The sequence below is a fragment of the Pseudomonas sp. BF-B-30 genome (genome assembly GCF_019956305.1).
GTDB classification, from domain to species: Bacteria; Pseudomonadota; Gammaproteobacteria; order Pseudomonadales; family Pseudomonadaceae; genus Aquipseudomonas; species Aquipseudomonas jessenii.
In genome coordinates, this window is the sequence record NZ_JAHBDG010000012.1 from 67,218 (window position 1) to 89,317 (window position 22,100).

Annotated in this window: 16 protein-coding genes; 8 read left to right on the forward strand and 8 right to left on the reverse strand. The window is 56.6% G+C overall.

The window, feature by feature from the left end; all coding sequences use genetic code 11:
* Positions 1–131: 131 nt before the first annotated feature.
* Both KGB29_RS08870 and KGB29_RS08875 read left to right on the forward strand, forming a co-directional pair.
* Entirely contained in the window at positions 132–1,055 is a 924-nt protein-coding gene (locus KGB29_RS08870) for a hypothetical protein (RefSeq protein ID WP_223616393.1), read from the forward strand.
* Positions 1,055–1,537 carry a hypothetical protein gene (locus tag KGB29_RS08875; protein WP_223616394.1) on the forward strand — a complete coding sequence of 161 codons (483 nt, stop codon included), beginning with the start codon at positions 1,055–1,057 and terminating at the stop codon, positions 1,535–1,537. Before KGB29_RS08870 ends, KGB29_RS08875 begins: the two co-directional genes overlap by 1 nt.
* A 422-nt stretch (positions 1,538–1,959) precedes the next feature.
* Here the strand turns inward: KGB29_RS08875 and KGB29_RS08880 are convergent, their stop codons facing one another.
* The 6 genes from KGB29_RS08880 to KGB29_RS08905 form a co-directional block, all read right to left on the reverse strand.
* Positions 1,960–5,193: a type I restriction endonuclease subunit R gene (locus tag KGB29_RS08880; RefSeq protein WP_317851347.1), complete on the reverse strand. Its 3,234-nt coding sequence runs from the start codon at positions 5,191–5,193 to the stop codon at positions 1,960–1,962.
* Positions 5,194–5,215: 22 nt separating this feature from the next.
* Complete coding sequence (locus KGB29_RS08885; RefSeq protein WP_223616396.1) at positions 5,216–6,271, reverse strand: restriction endonuclease subunit S; 1,056 nt, start codon at positions 6,269–6,271, stop codon at positions 5,216–5,218.
* 203 nt (positions 6,272–6,474) lie between these two features.
* Positions 6,475–8,529 carry a class I SAM-dependent DNA methyltransferase gene (locus tag KGB29_RS08890; protein WP_223616397.1) on the reverse strand — a complete coding sequence of 685 codons (2,055 nt, stop codon included), beginning with the start codon at positions 8,527–8,529 and terminating at the stop codon, positions 6,475–6,477.
* A gap of 732 nt (positions 8,530–9,261) precedes the next feature.
* Positions 9,262–9,933, reverse strand: coding sequence for a PP2C family protein-serine/threonine phosphatase (locus KGB29_RS08895; protein ID WP_150814001.1), 672 nt, complete (start codon positions 9,931–9,933; stop codon positions 9,262–9,264).
* The gene (locus KGB29_RS08900; RefSeq protein ID WP_150814002.1) at positions 9,930–10,631 is read right to left on the reverse strand and encodes a hypothetical protein; all 702 of its coding nucleotides are present in this window, start codon (positions 10,629–10,631) and stop codon (positions 9,930–9,932) included. Before KGB29_RS08900 ends, KGB29_RS08895 begins: the two co-directional genes overlap by 4 nt.
* Before the next feature lies 1 nt (position 10,632).
* Positions 10,633–11,427, reverse strand: coding sequence for a MarR family transcriptional regulator (locus KGB29_RS08905; RefSeq protein ID WP_371319479.1), 795 nt, complete (start codon positions 11,425–11,427; stop codon positions 10,633–10,635).
* A gap of 523 nt (positions 11,428–11,950) precedes the next feature.
* Here KGB29_RS08905 and KGB29_RS08910 point away from each other — a divergent pair.
* Positions 11,951–12,259, forward strand: a complete 309-nt coding sequence (locus KGB29_RS08910) for a DUF3077 domain-containing protein (protein ID WP_150814003.1) — start codon at positions 11,951–11,953, stop codon at positions 12,257–12,259.
* A gap of 98 nt (positions 12,260–12,357) precedes the next feature.
* On the opposite strand, the gene KGB29_RS08915 is transcribed toward KGB29_RS08910, so the two are convergent.
* Positions 12,358–13,032, reverse strand: coding sequence for a peptidase M41 (locus tag KGB29_RS08915; protein ID WP_150814004.1), 675 nt, complete (start codon positions 13,030–13,032; stop codon positions 12,358–12,360).
* A 75-nt stretch (positions 13,033–13,107) separates the two neighbouring features.
* Between KGB29_RS08915 and KGB29_RS08920 the strand changes: the two genes are divergently transcribed.
* Positions 13,108–13,839 (forward strand): hypothetical protein, encoded by a 732-nt coding sequence (locus KGB29_RS08920; RefSeq protein ID WP_150814005.1) that lies wholly within the window; start codon positions 13,108–13,110, stop codon positions 13,837–13,839.
* Positions 13,840–13,901: 62 nt separating this feature from the next.
* Here KGB29_RS08920 and KGB29_RS08925 read toward each other — a convergent pair whose 3' ends face one another.
* Positions 13,902–16,256 carry a glucose/quinate/shikimate family membrane-bound PQQ-dependent dehydrogenase gene (locus KGB29_RS08925; RefSeq protein ID WP_150814006.1) on the reverse strand — a complete coding sequence of 785 codons (2,355 nt, stop codon included), beginning with the start codon at positions 16,254–16,256 and terminating at the stop codon, positions 13,902–13,904.
* A 186-nt stretch (positions 16,257–16,442) separates the two neighbouring features.
* Here KGB29_RS08925 and KGB29_RS08930 point away from each other — a divergent pair, with 186 nt between their 5' ends.
* From KGB29_RS08930 to pqqF, 4 genes are all read left to right on the forward strand, one after another.
* Positions 16,443–16,904 carry an Lrp/AsnC family transcriptional regulator gene (locus tag KGB29_RS08930; protein ID WP_046039454.1) on the forward strand — a complete coding sequence of 154 codons (462 nt, stop codon included), beginning with the start codon at positions 16,443–16,445 and terminating at the stop codon, positions 16,902–16,904.
* A gap of 222 nt (positions 16,905–17,126) precedes the next feature.
* A complete protein-coding gene (locus tag KGB29_RS08935) occupies positions 17,127–18,809 on the forward strand; it encodes a flavin monoamine oxidase family protein (protein ID WP_150814007.1) in 1,683 nt (560 codons plus the stop codon).
* Between the two features lie 12 nt (positions 18,810–18,821).
* Positions 18,822–19,616 carry a carbon-nitrogen hydrolase family protein gene (locus KGB29_RS08940; RefSeq protein ID WP_150814008.1) on the forward strand — a complete coding sequence of 265 codons (795 nt, stop codon included), beginning with the start codon at positions 18,822–18,824 and terminating at the stop codon, positions 19,614–19,616.
* Between the two features lie 38 nt (positions 19,617–19,654).
* Positions 19,655–22,084, forward strand: coding sequence for a pyrroloquinoline quinone biosynthesis protein PqqF (gene pqqF / locus KGB29_RS08945; protein ID WP_150814009.1), 2,430 nt, complete (start codon positions 19,655–19,657; stop codon positions 22,082–22,084).
* Positions 22,085–22,100 lie beyond the last annotated feature (16 nt).

A 22,100-nucleotide genomic window follows, 5' to 3' on the forward strand; every position in this document is an offset into this window, starting at 1 on the left:
CTTTTGTGGGTGCGAAGTGGGTGCAAATGGATGTATGCCCCTCGCTACTAGGCCCGAACCTCGCTCAGGCCGCTTGTAAGGGCTACCCTCTATTTGACATCCGCCATCAATTTCGTTCGCAGGGTGTGAATATGAGTCGTGTTTCAAAGCGTATCTACTGTTTCAGGGTGAAGAATCTGGCCGGCGGCCTTGTAGACTTCAGTGAAGCCTTGATCGACATTTCAGACGCTCTCAGTATTGGCCAGAGCGAAATTCAGCTTTTCGAAGACGTGGTGCGTATCCAGCGGTTTAAAGATTCCCCCGTGGGAAGACTCTATCACTTTTCGCGTTACGCTCCAGGAACGCAGAGCTCTACGCTAACTCCCAAAGCGGCTGGCAAGCTCGACACAGAAGGGAGTCTCGGGGCGCCAGCAGGGAAGGAGTTCAAGACTGGCGAATGTTATGTCTTGATCAACAAACATAATGTTCTGTTCTGTGGACATGGGCTGACGCATCAAAAATGTGCGGGCTACGTTTTTATGCTAATCAAGGCCCAAAAATACGACCTTGAACCTATAAAATTTCATCCCTCTAGCAATATAGACAAAGTCGCGATTCTAAACGCGCAGGGTGCGAAATCTATCCGTTTGAACGTCAATGCCTACAAATTGAGTCTGCCGAAGGAAAATAGAGGATGGTTCGGCGGGGTTCTATCGTCTGTCGGTGATGAGGTGATAGCTCTAATCGGAAAAGATCCAAATCGGTCCCAGGAAAAATCTTTGGAGGACATGACGGTCGCGCTGGAAATTGGCTTAGATGGCAACTCCAGGGCAACTGTTGAGTCTAAGGATACGATCACAGACTTGGCGAACGAAGTGCTGGCTGATGATGATTCTCCTGTTGACAGCTTCACTATCATCACGCGAGATGGAACGCCAATTACTAGTGACGATGTCAAGCTACACTCCACTATCTCCGTTGAGAAGCATGGTACTTCCTTAGATCATGTGCAGATATGGGACGAAATGATTAAGTACTTCGGGCAACTTAAGAAGCAGAAATTACTGGAGCAATGATGAGTATTGATTGGCGTCGGCTCTTCTTCTTCCTTGGTGCGGCTACCGTTAGCGTTTGGTGTGGATGGCATGGACAGCCGTTGATTCATGAAAGTGACGACGCCAGATCAATGATTACTGACGTATTCTCGATTCTTGCCGGCTTCCTAATGACCGTTCTCACGTTGCTCATCGAACCAAAGCCCACGGCAAAGATTTGGCGTGAAGCTGCGTCGAAGAAGACTACCTTCGTCAACCGAATAATCCGCTATAAATGGTTGTTTATGCTTTATCTCATAGTGTTAGGGATGGTATTTACCGCCAATCTTCTGGATAAAAGCAAAGATTGTGCCGACATTCTTGTCTGGATTGAGAGGATCTATCTAGCGCTCGCTACCCTAGCCTTCATCATCTCTCTGACTTTGCCCAATCAGTTAATGCAGCTCCAAGTAGGCAGGTACAACGAGATGATCGATGAGAAGAAAAAGCCTGACGGCGAATAGGCTTCTGGGGATTAAAAGGCTTTTTTACGCAGCAGGATATTTGTGGCGCAGGCCGCGTGCCGGGCGGTGGCAAGGATGCATATTCCCACCTTTCAACAGCTCCTTCACCCGTTTATGCCGGACGGCGTTGCTAATCGTCCTTTCTCGCGATCACCACCATAGAGTTGTTCGTGCCCCGCATCCTAGCTGCCAGTGTTCAACAATGGGGCGCTGAAACAAGGGTTGCCTTCGATATGCATCGAACTGATCGTTCTAAATATGCTGATATAAGTCGATAGCCAACTCTAATGAGAGGTAGCTATCGACCCTAGCTGACGCCGATCTCAGGTAAGTTTTAAGCACGGATGCGATCGAGGGGACTGACGACAGCAGGTGCGCGCAAGGCAATCAAAGCTGCGACTATTTCGGCGTAGGTCACAACGTCATTCGCCCAAATTGCTGAGGTCTATATTCTTACCTGCTTTGAGCAATTCATAGACTAGGTTCACGAGCGGCGCCATCGCTTGCTGATCGTGCTTCATGACATGCTCCGCCAAGTTCGAGTGCGACGTCATGGCTCGCACGACGCCAGCTTGGACAGTCCCATTGATGTTGCCGTTCATTGCCACATCGCGTGGGTTGTTGGCAACCTGCGCCATCGTATGGACGTCCTCACGGGCGATGTTCACGATATGGTTGACAAAGGCAACCTTGTCGCCGAGAGGGCTCGCTTCGCCGAATATAGAATTCAAGCGTGCGATCACCTCGCGCAGGTAGACTAGGATGGCCGCTTGCCCACCGCCGCCGGGGCCAACTGGTTTTAGGACGACATCAGACGCCATTTCCCCCTCACTGGGCAGATCCTTAGGCTTTATGTCGAATCCTGTCAGTACCAAGGCGGACATGTCCACCTGGTCAGGGGGCACCCCATCAAGCCGTTTGGAAAGCAGGCGGGCAAAGCTAGCGAACCCTTCTAGGCTGGGGTCGCCTAAGTCGATGGTCTGGGCGATATAGGTGTACAGAGAGCCGAAGCGGGTCAGCCCGGACTTGAAGTCCATAAGCGCCTTGAGCTGTTCGGAATGCGTGGCGCGCATGGCGTCGGCAGCCTTCATACCTACCTCGTTGCCCTGCTGCTTGGCCACTTCAAAGGTAGCTTCTGCCTTTTCAATTGCGACGCGCTCGGCAGCAACTTTGCCGTTGAACCGCATGGTGGGAGCACTGGTGGCGGCGTAGAGTGCCTTATGTTGAGATTGCTCGCCTGCGGCATAGGCCTGGGCCGACTTAAAGCGCACGGCGGTGTAGGCCTTGACCTCATCTTCCGAGTAGATCATAGCCTTAGCTAGGTCCGACTGGAGATCGTAGATTACGTTCGGATCTTGAGCCTCCTCGATGCGGGCGCCTGCATCGTATTTGGCGAAGGCATCAACGATGGCCTGAGGCTCGTTGACGAAGTCGACCACAAATGTGGTGTCCTTACCGGGAGCGATGCGGTTCAGACGCGATAATGTTTGGACGATTTCCACAGGGTTAGCAATTTTCTTGTCCAGATACATAGCGCAAAGCTTCGGCTGGTCGAACCCAGTCTGGAACTTGTTGGCCACGATCATCACGCGGAACTCGGGTCTTTCGAAGACCTTTCGAAGGTCGGAGCCGTACTGGCGCGAGTTCATACTGTTCTCGGTGAACTGTTCGTCGTCTTCGGCTGCGAACACGTCGTTGGCCAGTAGCTCGTCGGAAGCATGAGCGACTTCCTTGCTGGTCAGCGAACCAGAAAATGCGACCAGTGCCTGGTAGGCCTTGTGCTGTGGGTTGGCCTCGATGTACGCATCGAAGGCCTTCTTGTAGCGCACAGCAGACGCACGTGAGGAGGTGACGATCATGGCCTTCGCCGTGCCGCCCAACAGAAAGGCAACGTTGGCAGCAAAGTGCTCGACGATGAATTCGACCTTTTGGGTGACATTGGTGGCGTGGAGGTTGAGCCACTTGGCCAAGGCGCGCTTGGCCGCCTTGCCATCGACACGTTTTCCTTCCTTAGCTGGCTCAGCCAGATTGAACGCGGTCTTGTAGGGCAGGTAGCCCTTCAACACATCGAGGATGAAGCGCTCCTCGATGGCCTGACGCATGGGGTACTTGTGGAAGGACTGAGGCAGGTTGTCCTTGCCGGCCGGACGCGTCGGGTCTGCTGGACGCCCGAATAGGGTCATTGTCGCGTGCTTGGGCGTGGCGGTAAATGCGAAGTAGCTGACGTTCTTTGGGCGTACGCGTGAGGATTGAATCTTCTCCAATAGCTCCTCGACGGTGAGGCCTTCCATTGTTCTGGCATCGCGTATTGCCAATGTAGCCTGAAGCTTGGAGGCTGCGCTTCCCGTTTGACTGGTATGCGCCTCGTCGATGATGACGGCGAAGTTGCGGCCGGAGAGCTTCCCATTGGTCAGGATCTGTTCCATGGCATAGGGAAAGGTTTGGATGGTGACGACGATTATAGGCGTCTGCCGCTCCAAGGCACGCGCCAGCTCCTTGGACTTGCTTTCGCCTGAGTCCTTCTCACCAATAGCGGAGATCAAATCGTGTTGGTGATCGATCTGCTGCACGGCGTCTTGGAGCTGCTTGTCCAGCACGGTCCGGTCCGTGACGACAATGACAGAGTGAAAGTAGGGCTCACCCTTATCGGGCGTGCGTAGCCGGATAAGGTCGTGGGCCGTCCAGGCGATGGTGCTGGTCTTGCCTGAGCCTGCGGAGTGCTCGCACAAGTAGGCCCGCCCAGGCCCGTTAGCCTTAGCATCGGCGATCATCTTCACGACAGCGTCCCACTGGTGAAAGCGTGGGAAGATCTGCGTTTCCTTGCGGTGGTGGTTGCCGGCCAGATCCACCACATCCTTCTTCTCGGTGTAAACGAAGCTGTGGAAGATTCGTAGCCAGTTGTCTGGCGCACAGACCTGCTCCCAGAAGTAAGCGACCGGGTACTCGCCATCTGTCCGCTCCGGGTTACCCGCATGCCCGTCCCGACCCACGTTGAAGGGCAGGAAATAGGTGTCGGGGCCAGCCAGTTTGGTGGCCATTCGGATGTCGCTGTCGGACATAGCGAAGTGGACGACAGCACCTCGCTTGAAGGTCAGAAGGGCCTCGATGCGACCGGTGGCCGCATCTTTGGGCAGCCGATCGTTCATGTACTGGTCTACGGCAGCGTCTGCGGACTGGGTGAAGTCCGTCTTGATCTCCACCGTGGCCACCGGCAGACCGTTGATGAAGAACACCAGATCAATGGCCAAATTGCTACCGGGGCGGTAGTGGAGTTGCGGCACCACGCGAAGGCGATTGGCCTTGTAACGCTCCCAAGCTGAGGGGTCGCGTTCGTCTTCAGGCAGCCCTTCGCTAAGCGTAATCTCGCCAGCGCCTGCGATCTTGAAACCACTGCGCAGAACATGGACTGTGCCGCTCTTGTCTAAGGCCTGGGCAAGACGCGCCATAAGCGTGTCCGTAGCCTTCTCACCGTTGGCGGCCACCAGTTTGTCCCATTTGTTGGGCTGGGTGTCCGTGATCCATCCAACCAGGTCGTCGGGGTACAGCGCATGGTTCTGGTCGTAGCCAGATGACTGGCCCACCAGCCAGCCGCGCTCGACCAGTTGCTGGACGATGTACGCCTCAAAGTGGCGTTCCTGGTGGGAGGTGTCGGACAGGGCAGCGGTCATGATCGTCCTTTTATGCGGCGTCGTGTAGATCGATTTTGCCGGTAACGGCGGCCGTAATGAGAGCGGTGCGGTGCTCACGCAACAGTTCTATGGAGAGCTCAGTCTTTGCAATCAGCGTGTCTATGCGAGCTGTGCCAACTTCGATGTGGTCTGCGATTGCGACCTGTTCATCAAGCCTCGGTTTCGGAAGCTTGACCTTCCTAACGTGACTAAAATTTAGGTCTTGCCCATCACGAATGAAATTTGAGGTCAGCCGGAGTGCCTGGATATAGAGGCTAGATTTCAAAAGAGCTCCGAAGAAGCGCCCGTCTACACATGGACCAGCCCTCAGAACCGAATAGGACGACCGAACGCTACCTATCGCTCGGGCCCGTTCAAGTCCACCGTCCATGCTTCGCATGCTGATTACAAAATTGCCAATCTCGACATGCTTGCGCATCTCAAGGTTCGCCGAAGCCTTTGTGACTTGCCGCTGCTCGAGCGCCTCGAACTCGGCCAAAGGGATTACGCCATATTTTTGAGTGGCAGAAAGCATTTGATCGCCGTCCCGCGCTCTCTCCTTGCTCTCTGTGAACAGTGCTGCAGGAGAAACTACGTCCCAATGAGCGGGCACCTTCCCCAGCCACTCAACTCCGCTGTCCTTCATCGGCGCTTTGGCATCCACCCCTTTTGTTACGGCATGGGTGATCAACGCATGGCGCTTCTCGCACAGCATTTCGATGAACCGGGTCTTTTTGGTGATCAGGGTGTCTATGCGGGAAGTTATTCTGGCCAATACGGACAGGATTTGCTCCTGTTCTTCTTTGGGTGGAACAGGTATTGGAAGTGAACCAATGCTGCTCCAGCCAGCGCGGGGCATCTTGGCACCTTCGCAGCTAGCCTCAATGCGCTGAGTGATCTCCGTAGATAAGAGCCAGCTTTGGAGCCAACGAGGAACCACACTCGTCGGGCGAAGCACAAGAAATTCCGTAGAGCATGCGCCTGTAAAATCGGCAACGATTGACTTCCTCAAGTAGGGTCGTAGCTTACCGTACAAGACATCGTTGGCATCAAAGATACCGGACATGCCATCTTCCGACGTTCTAGCCGATTCGGCAGTCGGGGAATATTTGCCGGTCTCCGCTTCAACATCCTCTAGACCTATATACGTCCAATCTTGGGGAAGGCAATGTGTTCGATCCTTTCGGAGCTTTACCACCCATTTGATAGGGACGATGTTCCAATGGCGAGGGACATCACCAACCCAGTCAGTGCCTGTAGTTCGATAGCTCACTCCGCCACCTCATCCAACAGAGCCGCAATTTCCTTCTCGACAGCTTTCAGCTCCGCGTCAATCTCGTGAAGGTCGCGCGGCAGAGTGTATTTGTAAAAGTAGCGGTTAAAGTTAATTTCGTATCCGACCTTTCCGACCTGACCGTCTTTGTCATCCGTGTAGTTAGCGTCCACCCAAGCATCGGAGGCGTGGGGCAAAACTTCGGCAGCCATATACTCGTCGATCTCCTGATGCAGGGGCACGATCTCGAAATCCTCGGCTTCCTTGTCAGGCATGCATTTCCCGGAGGCGTCCAGCACTTCAGGAGCATCAGGATCGCGCACGCCCAACGCAGCCTCGAGGGCGGTCGCGAGCGGTTTTCCGGCCTTGCCAAGGCCTGCTTTGTTCGCCTTGATGGCCAACGTGTCAAACCAGGCATAGGGGTGCGTCTGCCCGAGATGTTCCCGTAGCAGGCTCACCCAGCCAGTCTGCTCATGCTCATCTAGCTTTGCGAACACCTTGCTGGCCTGGAATGCGTTGATACCTTCTTCGCTGACCTTGACGACCAGTCTCAGTGGGCGTTGAACCTTAATTCGGCGATAACCAAAGTCGCGGTAGTTCACAACGCGAACGTTCTCCCCACTCTGGTAATCGGCATACAGGCGGGCGATCTGCTGTATCTGCTCATCGTTGATAAAGCGCCGCTTGTTGCCTTCGGATTTGCGCATAGGCGTGTGAATAGCTGCGGCGTCAATCAGTTGGACATTCCCCTCGCGCTCTTTAGGCTTCTTGTTGGACAAAATCCAGATGTAGGTGCTGATGCCCGTGCGGAAGAATATGTCGGTGGGCAACGCAACGATGGCATCGATATAGTCGTTTTCCAGCAGCCAACGGCGTATCTCGGTCTCACCCTGGCCTGCGTTGCCGGTGAACAGCGGGGAGCCCGACAGGATGATGGCAGCGCGGCCGCCGCCCTTCTCGGGCCGTTCGAGTTTATCGACCAAATGCTGGAGGAAGAGCATTGAGCCGTCGGACACGCGAGGCGTCCCGGCACCAAAACGGCCAGTAAAGCCCAGCTCCTTAGCTTCGCGTAAGACATGGGCTTGGTCCTTCTCCCATTTCTTGCCGAAAGGCGGATTGGACAGGCAATAGTGGAAGCGTTTGCCGGCGAAATCATCCTTGGATAGCGTAGATTTTGGCCCGGCTATATTGGCCGACAAGTCACGGGCAGGCTCAGTTTCCAGGCGGCGCAGCAGCATGTTAGCCAGTGCCACAGCATGAGTTTCGGGTTCGAGCTCCTGTCCATACGGGATGAGTATCGGCGGCACCTTGTCCTGGGCGCGGAACCCATCGACGTGGTTCATCGCGTCGGTGAGGAAGCCACCTGTGCCACAGGTAGGGTCGTACAAAGTGCGGATCAGACCGAGGTTATTGCGAAATAGTTCGTCATCGGGGTCCAACAGCAGCGTTGTGGCCAAGTGGACCACATCGCGCGGCGTCATGAAATCTTCTGCTGCCTCGTTCACCTCCGCGCCGAACCTACGGATAAGGTGCTCGTAGATGTTGGACATCACCCGATCAGGCACCACGTCGGGGTGCAGGTCGGTGTTGGAGAAGTTTTGGCAAATCTTGAACAATATCTCCGCGCGCGCTAGGGCTGCCACAGTCTCGGTAAATTTGAACTGTTCGAAGATGATACGTGCGTTGTCAGAGAACCCAGCGATGTAGGCATCAAGGTTGGATTTGGTTCGCGTGGCCCCCAAGGTAGCCAGCGAAAACTGCGACGTATTGTAGAAAGGCAGTCCCGCTGTCTGGCGCAGGATTAGGTCAACATCTAGGCCCTTATCTTTGAATTTGGCATGGGCATCGCGAACTACATCGCGAGTAGGTTCGAGAACGCACTCGAGACGGCGCAAGAGGGTGAACGGCAAGATAATCTTGCCGAAGTCCGTGTGCTTAAAATCACCCCATAGATCTTCAGCGTTTTTCCAGATGAAAGCGGCCAAAGTGGTGTCTGACGATTTTGGAACTTCGATGGTGTTTGTGAGGCCAGGTGAAACGATATTGGTCATTGGGCTGATCAGTCTGTAATCGGCTAGGTGCGATGCGTGCGGTTGAATGCTGCGCTGCGCCTATGAAGGAAGGTGGCAGATAGTTGCAGAATATGGGACCGCTGCCAACTGATCACTGACCGAACCTATCAGGCGAGCTCCGCATGCGGCCAATTGCTGAATTTCAGTACCAGCAGCATTGGTAATTCTCTGCCGATCATGATCACGAAGGTTGGTGGTCAAATGTAATTCAATCCACGTTTAGATCGAATGCAACCGGGTAATCAGAGGGATGCAATTCCGCACCAGCGCCAGGGATCAGGCCACTTTCAGGCGGGGATGTAACACATCCAGTGGTGCTATTGATAAGCCTGTCAGGAGGCGAGTCGAAAGCAATTTGCGGAAGCACAGGTACAGCAGCAGTACAGTACCCAGCATTACCCAACTCGCGAAAACTAGCCAAACCTGCGTGTAATCAACCAGTTAAAGCTATTGTACCCATTCCCTTCCTAGCCTAGACTTTACTGACCTCGGTGCATCAGTCGGCGACTCATAATCCTTTGGTCCACGGTTCAAGTCCGTGTGGGCCCACCAAACAAGAAAGCCGCGCAATGCGCGGCTTTTTCGTGTCTGGTCGGCGGGAGCGACTGAAACTCTTCAGTTGGAATAACTTCAGCCCCATTTCAAGCCCTTCGACCCACTTCATACGCAGCTGGCGCGCCTTCAATGAAAAAACCGGCCAGCTCGCAATGTTTACAGCCTCACATCAATCCAAGTCACATCATCGTCTACATCGGTGATTTCAATGGCAGGAGCTGCAAGCGCGTCATGCTGTCGAGCATCGGTCAGCTCCGCCCAAAAGCCATCCGTAGCGAACACAAAGCGCTCGCCCGCAGCCACTGAACGGAAAACAAAATCTGGATCCGGGGAACGGTTGGCCCTATAGCAACGGGTGATCAGATTGCGGGCCGGATCAAGCGCAAGCTCCCGATGTGATCGGTCACGCCTCCAGTTCGCCTTGCAATGCGGTGGTGTGAACCACTCGATTCCACCTTCCGTGCCAGCAAAGCCACATGAGCAGTCACCTTCATATGCAAGGGTGAGCTGCCCATGAGAAGCAACACCGACCAAGTAGCTTGTAGTACCGGTCTGCTTAGCAAAAAGGGGGGAATGCAAGTCTGTAAGCACAGACCTTAGCAACTGCTCGACGACACCATGAGTAGAATCTTCAACACCTTGATTGATAAGGGCCTGGTAGGCATCCATCACTGCTTGCACAAATCCATGGGCCAACTGGCCACTACCTGGCTGCGAAGTGCCATCCACGACAACAAACAGTCCCCTGACGCCATCGAATACCGCGCCAGCGCAATCATGGTTGGCTTCTCGGGCTCGCCCTTTTACCGATCTGATTTCGTATCTCATGCGAGCAGGCTCAGATCCTTCATACGCTGATGAATGAGCATGCCACGAGAGGGGTTTGCCCGAACCGAGCCTGAGCTTTGAATTGCATAGTCGATACCGCTGAGCCGAATAAGCTGACCAATGCCCTTGGCGATGAATTGCAGCAATTCAGTTTCCGCCCCTCGAACCTCCTCAAACAGTTCCGGTCGCCCATCAATCAGAATAACGATGTCCTCGACATCCTTGTGATAAGGATCGCCTTCTCCGCGCCCGCTGAAGGCTTCCAACTTCGTAGCAAGAAAGTAAGTCGACTTGAAGATCTGTATCTCTAGACCACTGGGTAGCGCGAACCTCTCAGCTTGAGCGAGCCCTTCCACGAACCAACGGTTCGCATAACCAAGAACAGCCGGATCCGAAGGCATCACATCTACGATGACATCGTTGAAACGAAATCGACAGTTAACCTCGTCTTCCCCTGTGATTTTGAATTTTTTGGCCGCCAAGCGTTCTGTTAGTCGTTGCCAGGCACTAACACCAGCCAACTCGATTACCAAGTCGACGTCATCAGTAAACCGGATGTCATCCATCACAGCGGTGTCGGTCACCAGCATTGCCGTCGTGCATCCACCAACAAAGGCAACTTCAGTCAATAATTCCTTGCCCAGACCTTCAGCCACGTACTCGATCAGCTCGTAATTGTGGTCAGCATTTGATGACATCTTATTTCAGCCCCATCCCTGCCTTGAGTATGCTGACCGCTACTGCGCACTCTCTCGGTCCGCCAACGCGGATCGCATCAACGAGCGCCAAGTAGTGATAAAGCGTTCTGTCCTTCTTCACCGCGTCTGGAACGGTTTTGTAGAGCGGCTCAATCGCCTGACCGCGCTCACTCCCGAACGCATCAGGCCAAACTGGTATGAGCCCACCCGCACTTTTGAGGTTCTTGGACAGCGCTGGCGCTGCAAAGCCGGTGGGGATGCCGCGAACAATTGCACCTAGCTTTACCGGGTAAAAGTATTTGAGGGCATGCTCCGTGATTTTCACGAGCTCTCGGCGGTTCACCTTCGGGAGAGAGGTGTCGTAGTCGTTGGCGAGCAATCCCGCCTCACGACACCGTGCCATTGAATTCGAAACCTCACTTTTACTCAGGCCAAGAGATGCCGAGAGTGCGCGCAAGGAGTAACTTTCATTCCAGCTTGACACTGGGAGGGACGGAACCGCGCCTGACCACCCCTCCCACCTGTCTGCATCACCCATGGGGGTATCAAGCTCTTGCACGCGATAAACCGTGTCTTCAGGATCAGGATTGTGAGCAGCCAATGCGCGCCCCACCGGATCGCCAGCCACCATTGACGGGCTTACACCGGGTTCCAGTAGCGTTTCAAATAAATCCGCCATTGACTCCGATTCCATTCTTCCAAATAGCTTCTCCTCCTGCGCGTGGAGGCTAGCCATTTTAAAAAGAAGCAAAATATCTTGACTCTTCATGAACTCAAAAAGCCCCACTGTCCACATTCCATAAAACGTGGACACTTGTCGCACAAGAAAAGTTTTACAGTCAAGCCATTTTACGAACGCCCTGATTATCGTGCTGGTTCTGAAGGGAGGGCGTGCGACCGACCTAGGCACGTCAAACTAAAACGCCGCGTTCATATGCAGCTTTTTTCCCTGAGTGTTTAGTTTTGTTTACTTAAGGTTTCGCTTTATCGGATGACGCCCTAGGACCTTGTAGGCAAACTCCGAATCTTGCTTTTTGGCACTTTGCCGCCTTGTTGCGCTTTTCTTTGACGGGATAGTCTTCGGACGTCGCTGACCATTCAGCGATCGGGCTTGGAAACCCGTCGGATCAAAACGCAACAGCCCCCCTACAACGATTCCAGTCGTTTTTTACGACTGCGAAAAAGAGTTATGGCAGCTGTGCGTGGGACGCTCTCGGGCGTGCCGGTTTCCTTGATCCCCGGTTTTCCAACCTGCGTACAGCTGCCACCCATTCGCTTGGAAACGAACGTGGCAGCTCCTTGGATTAAGGAGTTACATCATGACAAAACCAATCTCGTCTGATCCTTCAGAACTCAAAACCGCTGGCTTCACACCCTTCCTGTATCTCTCGAATCAACCCCTGTTCCATGTCTGCCGCGACGTCCCCATCGCAGTCGCCCTGGCCCAAGCCTCCGACCTGCTGTTCCTCGCCAAGTCCCTGACCGTAGATGCCGCCTACACCCAAGACTCCGACCGCCACGCCTGGGCCGCGCACTACCTGACGACGATGAGCAAAGCGGTGATTGATGATGTGGTGAAGGTGCTGACGCGGCGGCCTGTTCAAACGAGAGCGGAAGCAGATCAATAGAACAACGAATAATCACAGAGTCTGAAAATTCCCAAAAAGGGATCGAACGTTCCCTTTTGGGGACTGACAGAGCCAGCCTCTTTGACCCTTCGTTATTTTCAGCGCTGAACTGCATCACTGCTGCTGTCAGTCCAGCCACTTAACAAAGGGATGGCCTGCACTGCCCGCAACCGTTCCAGTACCTGCCCCGTCATCACAACCTCATAGGTATCCGCCGGCCTGCCCCACTGCTCCACGATGACCATGTTGTCCACCAGCCCCCCAGCCAGTTCGGCAATCGTCTCGGCCTGATCCTCTATGATTTTTTGAGTCCGGCCCCACAGCCGATCAGTCATCGCTTTAAGCTGCGCCGCTATTCGCTCAGACGACGCTGGATCGGTATCGGGGTAGGCAATGTTGCGCAGCAGATGCTGTAACTCCCTGATTTTTGCGTAATCCTGTTCCGCGCCCTGCTCGCCTTTGAGGATGCCTGTGGCTTTGGGCTTATCTACGCGTTTCCCGATTGAGTGTTTTGAAGGAAGTGTCTGCGCCATTGCGCCAGCCATTAGCACCATCATCCGGGCTTCCAGGTATTCCTTCATGGTTTCCATCGACGAAATTGACCGCGCCAAGTTGATGGATGCCCCTCCTTGATGCCTCAAGTCCATGGTCACTGTCAGGGTTACCCCGCCCGTGGCAAAGCCCAAGGCGCGGGCCACTACGTAGTGCCCCATTTCGTGATGTGCAATCTGCCATGCATGATCCCGTACAGCGGGCGGCATCTTGTTTGTCATTTCCGTCACCTCGCGACGCTTCTGCTGTACTTTTCTTGCGACAACTCGTCCATCTCAAAGATAAAGGAACATCAAATGAGCAGTATGGAAAAGGATTTTCTGAAGCCCCCTCTCGAAGAGACTTTCAAGGTTCTTGAATACTTAAGTCAATGCGAACCTCGAAAGGCAGCTTCTCGGCGTACAGGAATAGAAATGCGAGCGGCACGCTTCGCCAATCGAGCTCTATTGGCTGGTGCAGTCGGGATCGGGATTGCAGCGTTACTGGCCTATTGGCACACGTCCCAATCACCCTTACCAAATATGATGAAAAACGTCGCACTCGTTCTAATACTGTTATCCACTCTATCTACATTCGCCTCCCTGTTGGCTCCAATCTTTGCGTCGGCATGGACTCTAGCCCGATGGAAAACCATCAGTTTGAGAAACATGCTGGCCGACATCGAGCATGAAAACGCCTTTGTCGAAACACTAAAATCCCATCATGAAAAAGCCTTGGCAAATGCAAGATATTGGCTCGAGCTCAAAGTGAATCGCGCAGAAGCCCGTGTCGCCTATTTCTTTGGAGAAAAATCCGCAGGGCTGGCTCTGTTAGGTACCGCCTACGTTTGCGCCAAGGCATTCGGTGGTTTCCCATGGTTAAGTCAGACCTTGATGGCCGGTCCTGTGACGGGAAACCTAGGAAACTCCATTGTGCTAATGGTGATCGCGCTGATCCTCGGATTCTCTATCGGTGCAATGCTTCTCAAACATGTGAACGCACGGTATCGCTTTCAGATCGAACTCATCGACAACGCTTTGCGGAAGTAACAATTCTCAGGCAAGAAAAAGCCGCGCAATGGCGCGGCTTTTTCTTGTCTGAACATCAGACCTTATTTGGGCAAAGCATAGGCAATCACATAATCCCCACGATCGGTCGACTGCCGCGCACCACCCACCGTCAGCAGGATGTATTGCTTGCCGGTTTTCGGCGATACGTAAGTCATCGGACCGGACTGGCTGCCCACTGGCAAACGCGACTTCCAGATTTCGTTGCCGTTGCCGGTGTCGAAGGCGCGCAGGTAGAAGTCCTGGGTGCCAGCGAAGAACAGCAGGCCCGACTGGGTGGCGAGTGACGCGCCGAGGGTCGGCATGCCGATAGGGATCGGCAGGTGCATGCGGATGCCCAGCGGGCCGGTGTCTTGCACGGTGCCGACCGGGACTTGCCACACCAGCTTGTGGGTCTTGAGGTCGATGGCCGACATGGTGCCGAACGGTGGTTTCTGGCACGGAATGCCGACCGCCGAGAGGAAGCGCTCGCGCATGGCGCCGAACGGCGTGCCTTCCTGCGGTACCACGCCCATTTCGATACCGCTGGCCCCGGCTTTGATCTTGTCGCGCGGGATCATGTAGTTGGCCAGGCCCAGGCGCATGTCGTTGACGAACATGTAGTGGGTGTTCGGATCAACCGAGACGCTGCCCCAGTTCATGCCGCCCAGCGAGCCGGGGAATTGCAGGGCGCGATCCATGCCCGGCGGGGTGTAGACGCCTTCATGGCGCATGCCTTTGAACTGGATGCGGCACATCAACTGGTCAAACGGCGTGGCGCCCCACATGTCGGATTCAGTCAGGGTCTTGTTGCCGATTGACGGCATGTCCACCGAGAACGGCTGGGTTGGCGAGTAGCGTTCGCCGGGAACCTTGCCTTGCGGCACCGGGCGCTCTTCGACGCGGGCGATAGGCACGCCGGTTTCGCGGTTTAGCAGGAAGATCTCGCCCTGCTTGGTGACTTGCGCCAGGGCTGGCTGGGTGCCGCCCTTGTCGTCCGGCACGTCGTACAGCAGTGGCTGTGCCGGCAGGTCAAAGTCCCACAGGTCGTGGTGAGTGGTCTGGAAGTGCCAGCGTACCTGGCCGGTCTTCACATCGATAGCGACGATGGACGAGCTCCACTTGTCGTCGAACTCGGTACGTTGGCCGCCGAAGAAGTCTGGCGTCGCGTTGCCAGTCGGCAGGTACACCAGACCGAGCCTGGCGTCGTAGGACATGGCCGACCACACGTTCGGCGTGCCACGGGTGTAGGTCTCGCCAGCAGGTGGGCGTTTGGTGGTGTTCGGGTTGCCCGGATCCCATGCCCATACCAGTTCACCACTACGTACGTCGTAGGCGCGGACTACACCCGGTGGTTCGCCGGTGGAGTAGTTATCGGCCACGCGACCACCGACGATCACCACGTCCCCAGCGACCAATGGGGTCGAGGTTTGCTGGTAGTAACCGGGCTTTACTTCGCCCATGTCAGTGGTCAGGTCAACGGTGCCTTTGTTGCCGAACTCTTCGCAGGGCTTGCCGGTGCCGGCGTTGATGGCGATCAGGCGCGCATCGCCGGTCGGCAGAAATAGACGTTTCGTACAGGCTGTTGGCTGATTGTCCGAAGACACCGGGGTTTCGGAGTAGCCCAGGCCACGGCAACGCTGCCAGTTGGGCGCGGTGCCTTGCGGGTCGAACTTCCAGCGCTGGGCGCCGGTGTCGGCATCCAGGGCGAAGACTTTGCCGTAGGCGGTGCAGGTGTAGACGGTGTCACCGATTTGCAGTGGAGTGTTCTGGTCTTCGGCGCCGGCACCGGTGCTTTGCGGAATATCGCCGGTGCGGAAGGTCCAGGCGACCTGCAATTTGTCGATGTTGCCCTTGTTGATCTGGTCCAGGGCCGCAAAGCGATTACCGGCGGTAGTGTTGCCCCAGTGCGCCCAGTCTTTCTGTTCGGTGCCCAGAGTGACCGGCGTTACCGCAGGTTCGGTGGTGGCCTTGACCACGTGGGTCGGCACGAACATGTAGGCCATCGTCGCAACGACTGCGACACCCAAAATGCCAGCCAGACCATAAGCGCCACGCCCGCCGGTCGCGCCCGAAGCACGGACCAGGGTCGGATAGATCAGCGCCACAACCAGACCGATCACGGCAAAGGTCAGTATCCGTGAGACCAGCGGCCAGTATTCAAGACCCGCATCCCAAACGGCCCAAATCGCAGTGAGGGCCAACGCCACACCATACAGCCAGGCGCCGAGCGGCTTGCGCCAGGCAATCATCAACCCGGACGCCAGCATCGCCAGCCCCATCAGCAGGAAATACCAACTGCCACCCAGCGCGATCAGATAACCACCGCCACCGGCCAGGCCGAGCCCGATCAGTGCAATCAGCACACCCAGCCCCGCCAGCAACCATTTACTGCCGGCGGCAGCCCCAGAATTGTTCATGTCGGAAATTTTCCCCATTTGTGACAAGAGCAGAATAATGTACTACCTAGTTACTTATGGCAATTTGTCGCAGGCAAAAATGTCATGAACGGTGATTGAGGCTAGATCAAATCTCCGTCGCGAGCGTCCTGCAGAAACTGCCTGTAACATGCTTGCGCACTGATCCATGCCGCTGGAGATAACCCTTTGCCTGACACTCGCACGCCTGTTCTCGATGAAATCGACCGCCAACTGATTGCCGCCCTGCAGATCAACGCCCGCGAGAGCGTGGCCATGCTCGCCCGGCAATTGGGCATTGCCCGCACCACAGTGACGTCGCGCCTGGCGCGGCTGGAAAAGGCCAAGGTGATCACCGGTTACGGTGTTCGCCTCGGGCAGCGGGTGGTGGACGGCGGGTTGCAGGCGTATGTGGGGATCACCGTGCAACCACGCTCCGGCAAGGAGGTGCTGCGGCGCCTGAGCGCGATGGCGCAAGTGCAGCAGTTGTGTGCGGTGAGTGGCGAATTTGATTATGTGGCGTGGTTGCGCACCGATTCGCCGGAGCAGCTGGATCAGTTGCTGGACCAGATTGGCAGTGTGGATGGGGTGGAGAAGACCACGACTTCGATCATCTTGAGCAGCAAGATTGATCGGGGGCAGCCGGTTTGAGTTTCTGCCTGTAGTTTTTTGGGTGCCAGAGCTGGCCTCTTCGCGGGCAAGCCCGCTCCCACAGTGGTCAGTGTGTATTGATAGATCGTCATACTGATCAAACAAATAGCAAAATGACGACACTTTGCGTCTTATTAACGTGTTCCGTGCTCTCTAGAATGGCTGGCATCTTTTCCTATACTCAGATGCGCATTGCGCGTCGGGTCGCCAGCAAGGTCAGCCATGAACAAGAACAATCGCCATCCTGCAGACGGTAAGAAACCAGTCACCATTTTCGGCCCGGACTTTCCTTTCGCCTTCGACGACTGGATCGAACACCCGGCCGGGCTGGGCAGTATTCCCAAGCACAACCACGGTGCCGAAGTGGCGATTGTCGGCGGCGGGATCGCCGGCCTGGTGGCGGCGTATGAGTTGATGAAGCTGGGCCTGAAACCGGTCGTCTACGAAGCTTCGAAAATGGGTGGCCGTCTGCGCTCCCAGGCATTCAATGGCGCCGAAGGCATCGTTGCCGAACTGGGCGGGATGCGCTTCCCGGTGTCGTCAACCGCGTTCTATCACTACGTCGACAAACTGGGCCTGGAAACCAAACCTTTCCCCAACCCGCTAACGCCCGCGTCGGGCAGCACGGTGATCGACCTCGAAGGTCAGACCCATTACGCACAGAAGCTGTCGGACCTTCCTGCACTGTTCCAGGAAGTGGCTGACGCCTGGGCCGATGCTCTGGAAGCCGGCTCGCAATTCTCCGATATCCAGCAAGCCATTCGCGACCGCGACGTCCCGCGCCTCAAGGAGCTGTGGAACACCCTGGTGCCGCTGTGGGACGACCGCACCTTCTACGACTTCGTCGCCACGTCCAAGGCGTTCGCCAAGCTCTCGTTCCATCACCGTGAAGTGTTCGGCCAAGTCGGTTTCGGCACCGGCGGCTGGGATTCGGATTTCCCGAACTCGATGCTGGAAATCTTCCGCGTGGTGATGACTAACTGCGACGATCACCAGCACCTGGTGGTCGGCGGCGTGGAACAGGTGCCACAAGGCATCTGGCGCCATGTGCCGGAGCGTTGCGCGCATTGGCCGGTCGGCACCAGTCTCAGCTCGCTGCACAACGGCGCACCGCGTACCGGCGTGAAGAAGATTGCCCACGCGCCGGGCGGCCGTTTCGCCGTCACCGACAACTGGGGTGACACCCGCGAATACGCGGCCGTACTGACCACCTGCCAGAGCTGGCTGCTGACCACCCAGATCGAATGCGACGAAACCTTGTTCTCGCAAAAGATGTGGATGGCTTTGGACCGCACCCGCTACATGCAGTCGTCGAAGACTTTCGTGATGGTCGACCGCCCGTTCTGGAAGGACAAGGATCCGGAAACCGGCCGCGACCTGATGAGCATGACCCTCACCGACCGTTTGACCCGTGGCACTTATCTGTTCGACAACGGCGACGACAAGCCGGGAGTGATCTGCCTGTCGTACTCGTGGATGAGCGATGCGCTGAAAATGCTGCCCCAACCGGTGGAAAAACGCGTGAAACTGGCGCTGGATGCACTGAAAAAGATCTACCCGAAAGTCGACATCGCCGCGCGGATCATCGGCGACCCGATTACCGTGTCCTGGGAAGCCGACCCGCATTTCCTCGGCGCATTCAAAGGCGCCCTGCCCGGCCACTACCGCTACAACCAGCGCATGTACGCCCACTTCATGCAGGACGACATGCCGCCCGAGCAGCGCGGGATCTTTATTGCCGGCGACGACGTTTCGTGGACGCCGGCCTGGGTTGAGGGCGCGGTACAGACCTCGCTCAACGCAGTGTGGGGCATCATGAAACATTTCGGCGGTGCAACTCACGCCGAGAATCCGGGTCCAGGAGATGTGTTCAACGAGATTGGACCGATCGCCCTGCCCGAGTAAGAGGAATCCGAAATGCGCGTAGCCCTTTACCAATGTCCGCCGCTGCCCCTGGATGTCGCCGGCAACCTGCAACGCTTGCAGCAGCTTGCGCTGGAGGCAAAAGGCGCCGATCTGCTGGTGCTGCCGGAGATGTTCCTGACTGGCTATAACATCGGCGTCGATGCCGTCAGCGTGCTGGCGGAGGTGTACAACGGTGAGTCGGCGCAGCAGGTTGCGCGCATTGCCAAGGCTGCCGGGATCGCCATTTTGTATGGCTATCCCGAGCGCACCGAGGACGGACAAATCTACAACGCCGTGCAGTTGATCGGCTCTGACGGCGAGCGCGTCTGCAACTACCGCAAAACCCATCTGTTCGGCGATCTGGATCACTCGATGTTCAGCGCAGGTTCCGACGAGTTTCCCATCGTTGAACTCAACGGCTGGAAACTCGGTTTCCTGATCTGCTACGACCTGGAGTTTCCGGAGAACGCCCGACGCCTGGCCCTGGCCGGTGCCGAGCTGATCCTGGTGCCGACTGCGAACATGATTCCGTTCGATTTCGTCGCCGATGTCACCGTGCGCGCCCGCGCCTTCGAAAACCAGTGCTACGTGGCTTATGCCAATTACTGTGGGCACGAAGGCGACATCCACTACTGCGGCCAGAGCAGCATCGCTGCGCCGGATGGCAGTCGCATCGCTCAGGCGGGACTGGATGAATCGCTGATTGTCGGCGAGCTGGATCGTCAGTTGATGGTCGAATCCCGCGCCGCCAATCGCTACCTCCTCGATCGCCGCCCCGAGCTTTACGGCGAGCTGAACAAGTCCTAATCCGCTAGCATTGGCACTTCACTGTTCTGGAAGTGCCCATGCCCGCGCTGAATCACCCTCGCCCCCACACTGAAACCTTGGCCAATGGCCTGCAGGTGACGCTGCGTCATGCCCCGAATTTGAAGCGTTGCGCAGCAGCGTTGCGGGTGGCCGCGGGCAGCCATGATGTGCCGCTGGCGTGGCCCGGTCTGGCGCACTTTCTTGAGCATCTGCTGTTTCTGGGCACTGAGCGTTTTCCCGCCGGGCAAGGGTTGATGGCCTACGTCCAGAGTCATGGCGGCCAGGTAAACGCGCGGACCAGCGAACGCACCACGGACTACTTTTTCGAACTGCCGCCCCAAGCGTTTGCCGGTGGGCTGGAGCGTTTGTCAGACATGCTCGCCCATCCGCGTATGAATCCGGACGACCAGCAGCGGGAACGGGAAGTGCTGCAGGCAGAGTTTGTCGCCTGGTCGCAGGATGCCAAGGCGCAGCAGCAATTTGCGCTGTTCAATGGCCTGGCCGAGGCTCATCCACTACGGGGTTTTCATGCCGGCAATCGCGACAGTCTGCCGCTGCAACAACCCGAGTTTCAGCAGGCGTTGCAGGATTTTTATCAGCGGTTTTACCAGACCGGGCAAATGACCTTGAGCCTGGCCGGGCCACAGAGTCTCGTTGAGTTGAAGGCAATGGCCGAAGCCTTTGGCAGTGTCATTGCCAAAGGCCAGACAGCCACTCAACAACCCCCAGTACCGCTGATGGACGCCTCAACCAACAGTTATCAACAGGCTGGCGAGCGACACCTGGATCTGCTGTTTGCCCTTGAAGTGCAGCCAGATTTCTCTGCCGATGCGTTGGCGTTCCTGTGCCACTGGCTGAACCTGGCAAAACCCGGTGGCTTAATGGCGGAACTGCGCGAGCGCGGGCTGGCCGATCACCTCAAAGCCCAGCCGCTGTACCAGTTCGCCGGGCAAGCCTTGCTGCATATCGAATTCACCCTGCCCACCGCAGACCCGGCTTCAGGCATCCGCGAACGCTTGATGGATTGGCTCGGTTTCTTTGCCGCGCAAGACTGGAGCCGATTGCGCGAAGAGTACGCCACCCTGCTCCAGCGCCAACAGCAAGTCAGCGGCGCCTTGCTACTGGCCCGACTGGACAGCGAACAACGCGAAGTCGGGTTATCCGAGCCGGGTGTTACCGCCCTCAAGCAAATCCTTCAACAAATCGGCGCTGTGGATAACTTCAGCGGCCCATGGCAACTGCCAACACCCAACCCGTTCTTGTGCGCCGAAGCACCGGCAGCCAACGCCGGATTGATTCGCGGCCAGACCAGCGCCCACCGAGGCCTGCGCACTTTTGCCCAGGACCGTTCGCGCAGCCGTCGTGAACGTTCGCCGATGCAATTCAGCCAGGCATGGCCAGACAACGGTGCTGAAGGCGCGATTTATCTGCGCTGGCGTCTGGACTCGGCTCCCGGTAGCCACCTTCAATCACGGCTGGAAAACCACCTGCAACCGTTGCGCGAAGACGCGCACCAGGCCGGTGTGGAATTTTCCTTCAGTGCATCGGGCAACGAATGGCTGCTCAAACTGAACGGGCTGCAGGAACCGATGCCCAGCGTCCTGGAGCATGTGCTGAAAGAACTGACAAAACCTGACGCCGCTGTCTCACAAGCCGAATCGACGAGCGTTGCGCCAATACCGATTCGACAACTGCTCAAGGCATTACCCGAACACTGCCTTGGGCATACCGCGAACTCGGATGACGTGCAGCCACTCTGGTCGAGTGCGCGATGGGATGGGCTGGCCATCGGGTTATCGGCTCAGACACAAGCGGCTATGAGCCTGGCCTTGAGTCGCATACCCGGCACGCCGGACAATCAACTGACGCCGCCCTCTTCGATCCTTGCACGGCATCTGTGGAGCACTGTCGATACCGCCTCCAGCGAGCACGCGTTGCTGCTGTTCTGTCCTGCAGCCACCCAGGAAATGGCCGACGAAGCCGCGTGGCGTTTGCTCGCGCATGTCTGCCAGACACCGTTCTACCAACGCCTGCGGGTGGAGTTGCAACTCGGCTATGCGGTGCTCAGCGCCCTGCGGCAGATTCACGGGCAAACCGGAATGCTGTTCGGCGTGCAATCGCCAAGCGTTGCGCCTGTGGAGCTGCTGCAACACATCGAGCAATTCCTGAATCGATTGCCGGAACTGATCAACGCACTCGACGACACCACCTTCAATGCTCAACGCCAGGCCCTGGCGGATCAGTTTTGCAGCGCTGCGCTCACCACGGCTCAAGCGGCCGAATTGCTCTGGCAAGGCAAACTGGCCGGCCGCTCGTCGGATTATCTGACGCACCTGCACGAGGCCATTGTGCGCATTGACCGGAGCGTTCTACTGGCTGCGGCCCAACGCCTGAATCAGGCCGAAGGCGGCTGGCTGTGCCTTGCCAACAGCGTTACCCCGGGTGCGCCATGGCAAGCGGCAAAATGATCATTACCGGGGCTGC

Coding starts and splice junctions, on each gene's coding strand:
- KGB29_RS08920 (WP_150814005.1), top strand. CDS start 13,108: ATGAGCAGTATGGAAAAGGATTTTCTGAAGCCCCCTCTCGAAGAGACT.
- KGB29_RS08935 (WP_150814007.1), top strand. CDS start 17,127: ATGAACAAGAACAATCGCCATCCTGCAGACGGTAAGAAACCAGTCACC.
- KGB29_RS08885 (WP_223616396.1), bottom strand. CDS start 6,271: ATGTCCGGTATCTTTGATGCCAACGATGTCTTGTACGGTAAGCTACGA.
- KGB29_RS08875 (WP_223616394.1), top strand. CDS start 1,055: ATGAGTATTGATTGGCGTCGGCTCTTCTTCTTCCTTGGTGCGGCTACC.
- KGB29_RS08925 (WP_150814006.1), bottom strand. CDS start 16,256: ATGAACAATTCTGGGGCTGCCGCCGGCAGTAAATGGTTGCTGGCGGGG.
- KGB29_RS08910 (WP_150814003.1), top strand. CDS start 11,951: ATGACAAAACCAATCTCGTCTGATCCTTCAGAACTCAAAACCGCTGGC.
- KGB29_RS08940 (WP_150814008.1), top strand. CDS start 18,822: ATGCGCGTAGCCCTTTACCAATGTCCGCCGCTGCCCCTGGATGTCGCC.
- KGB29_RS08890 (WP_223616397.1), bottom strand. CDS start 8,529: ATGACCAATATCGTTTCACCTGGCCTCACAAACACCATCGAAGTTCCA.
- KGB29_RS08870 (WP_223616393.1), top strand. CDS start 132: ATGAGTCGTGTTTCAAAGCGTATCTACTGTTTCAGGGTGAAGAATCTG.
- KGB29_RS08915 (WP_150814004.1), bottom strand. CDS start 13,032: ATGACAAACAAGATGCCGCCCGCTGTACGGGATCATGCATGGCAGATT.
- KGB29_RS08900 (WP_150814002.1), bottom strand. CDS start 10,631: ATGTCATCAAATGCTGACCACAATTACGAGCTGATCGAGTACGTGGCT.
- KGB29_RS08905 (WP_371319479.1), bottom strand. CDS start 11,427: ATGTGGACAGTGGGGCTTTTTGAGTTCATGAAGAGTCAAGATATTTTG.
- pqqF (WP_150814009.1), top strand. CDS start 19,655: ATGCCCGCGCTGAATCACCCTCGCCCCCACACTGAAACCTTGGCCAAT.
- KGB29_RS08895 (WP_150814001.1), bottom strand. CDS start 9,933: ATGAGATACGAAATCAGATCGGTAAAAGGGCGAGCCCGAGAAGCCAAC.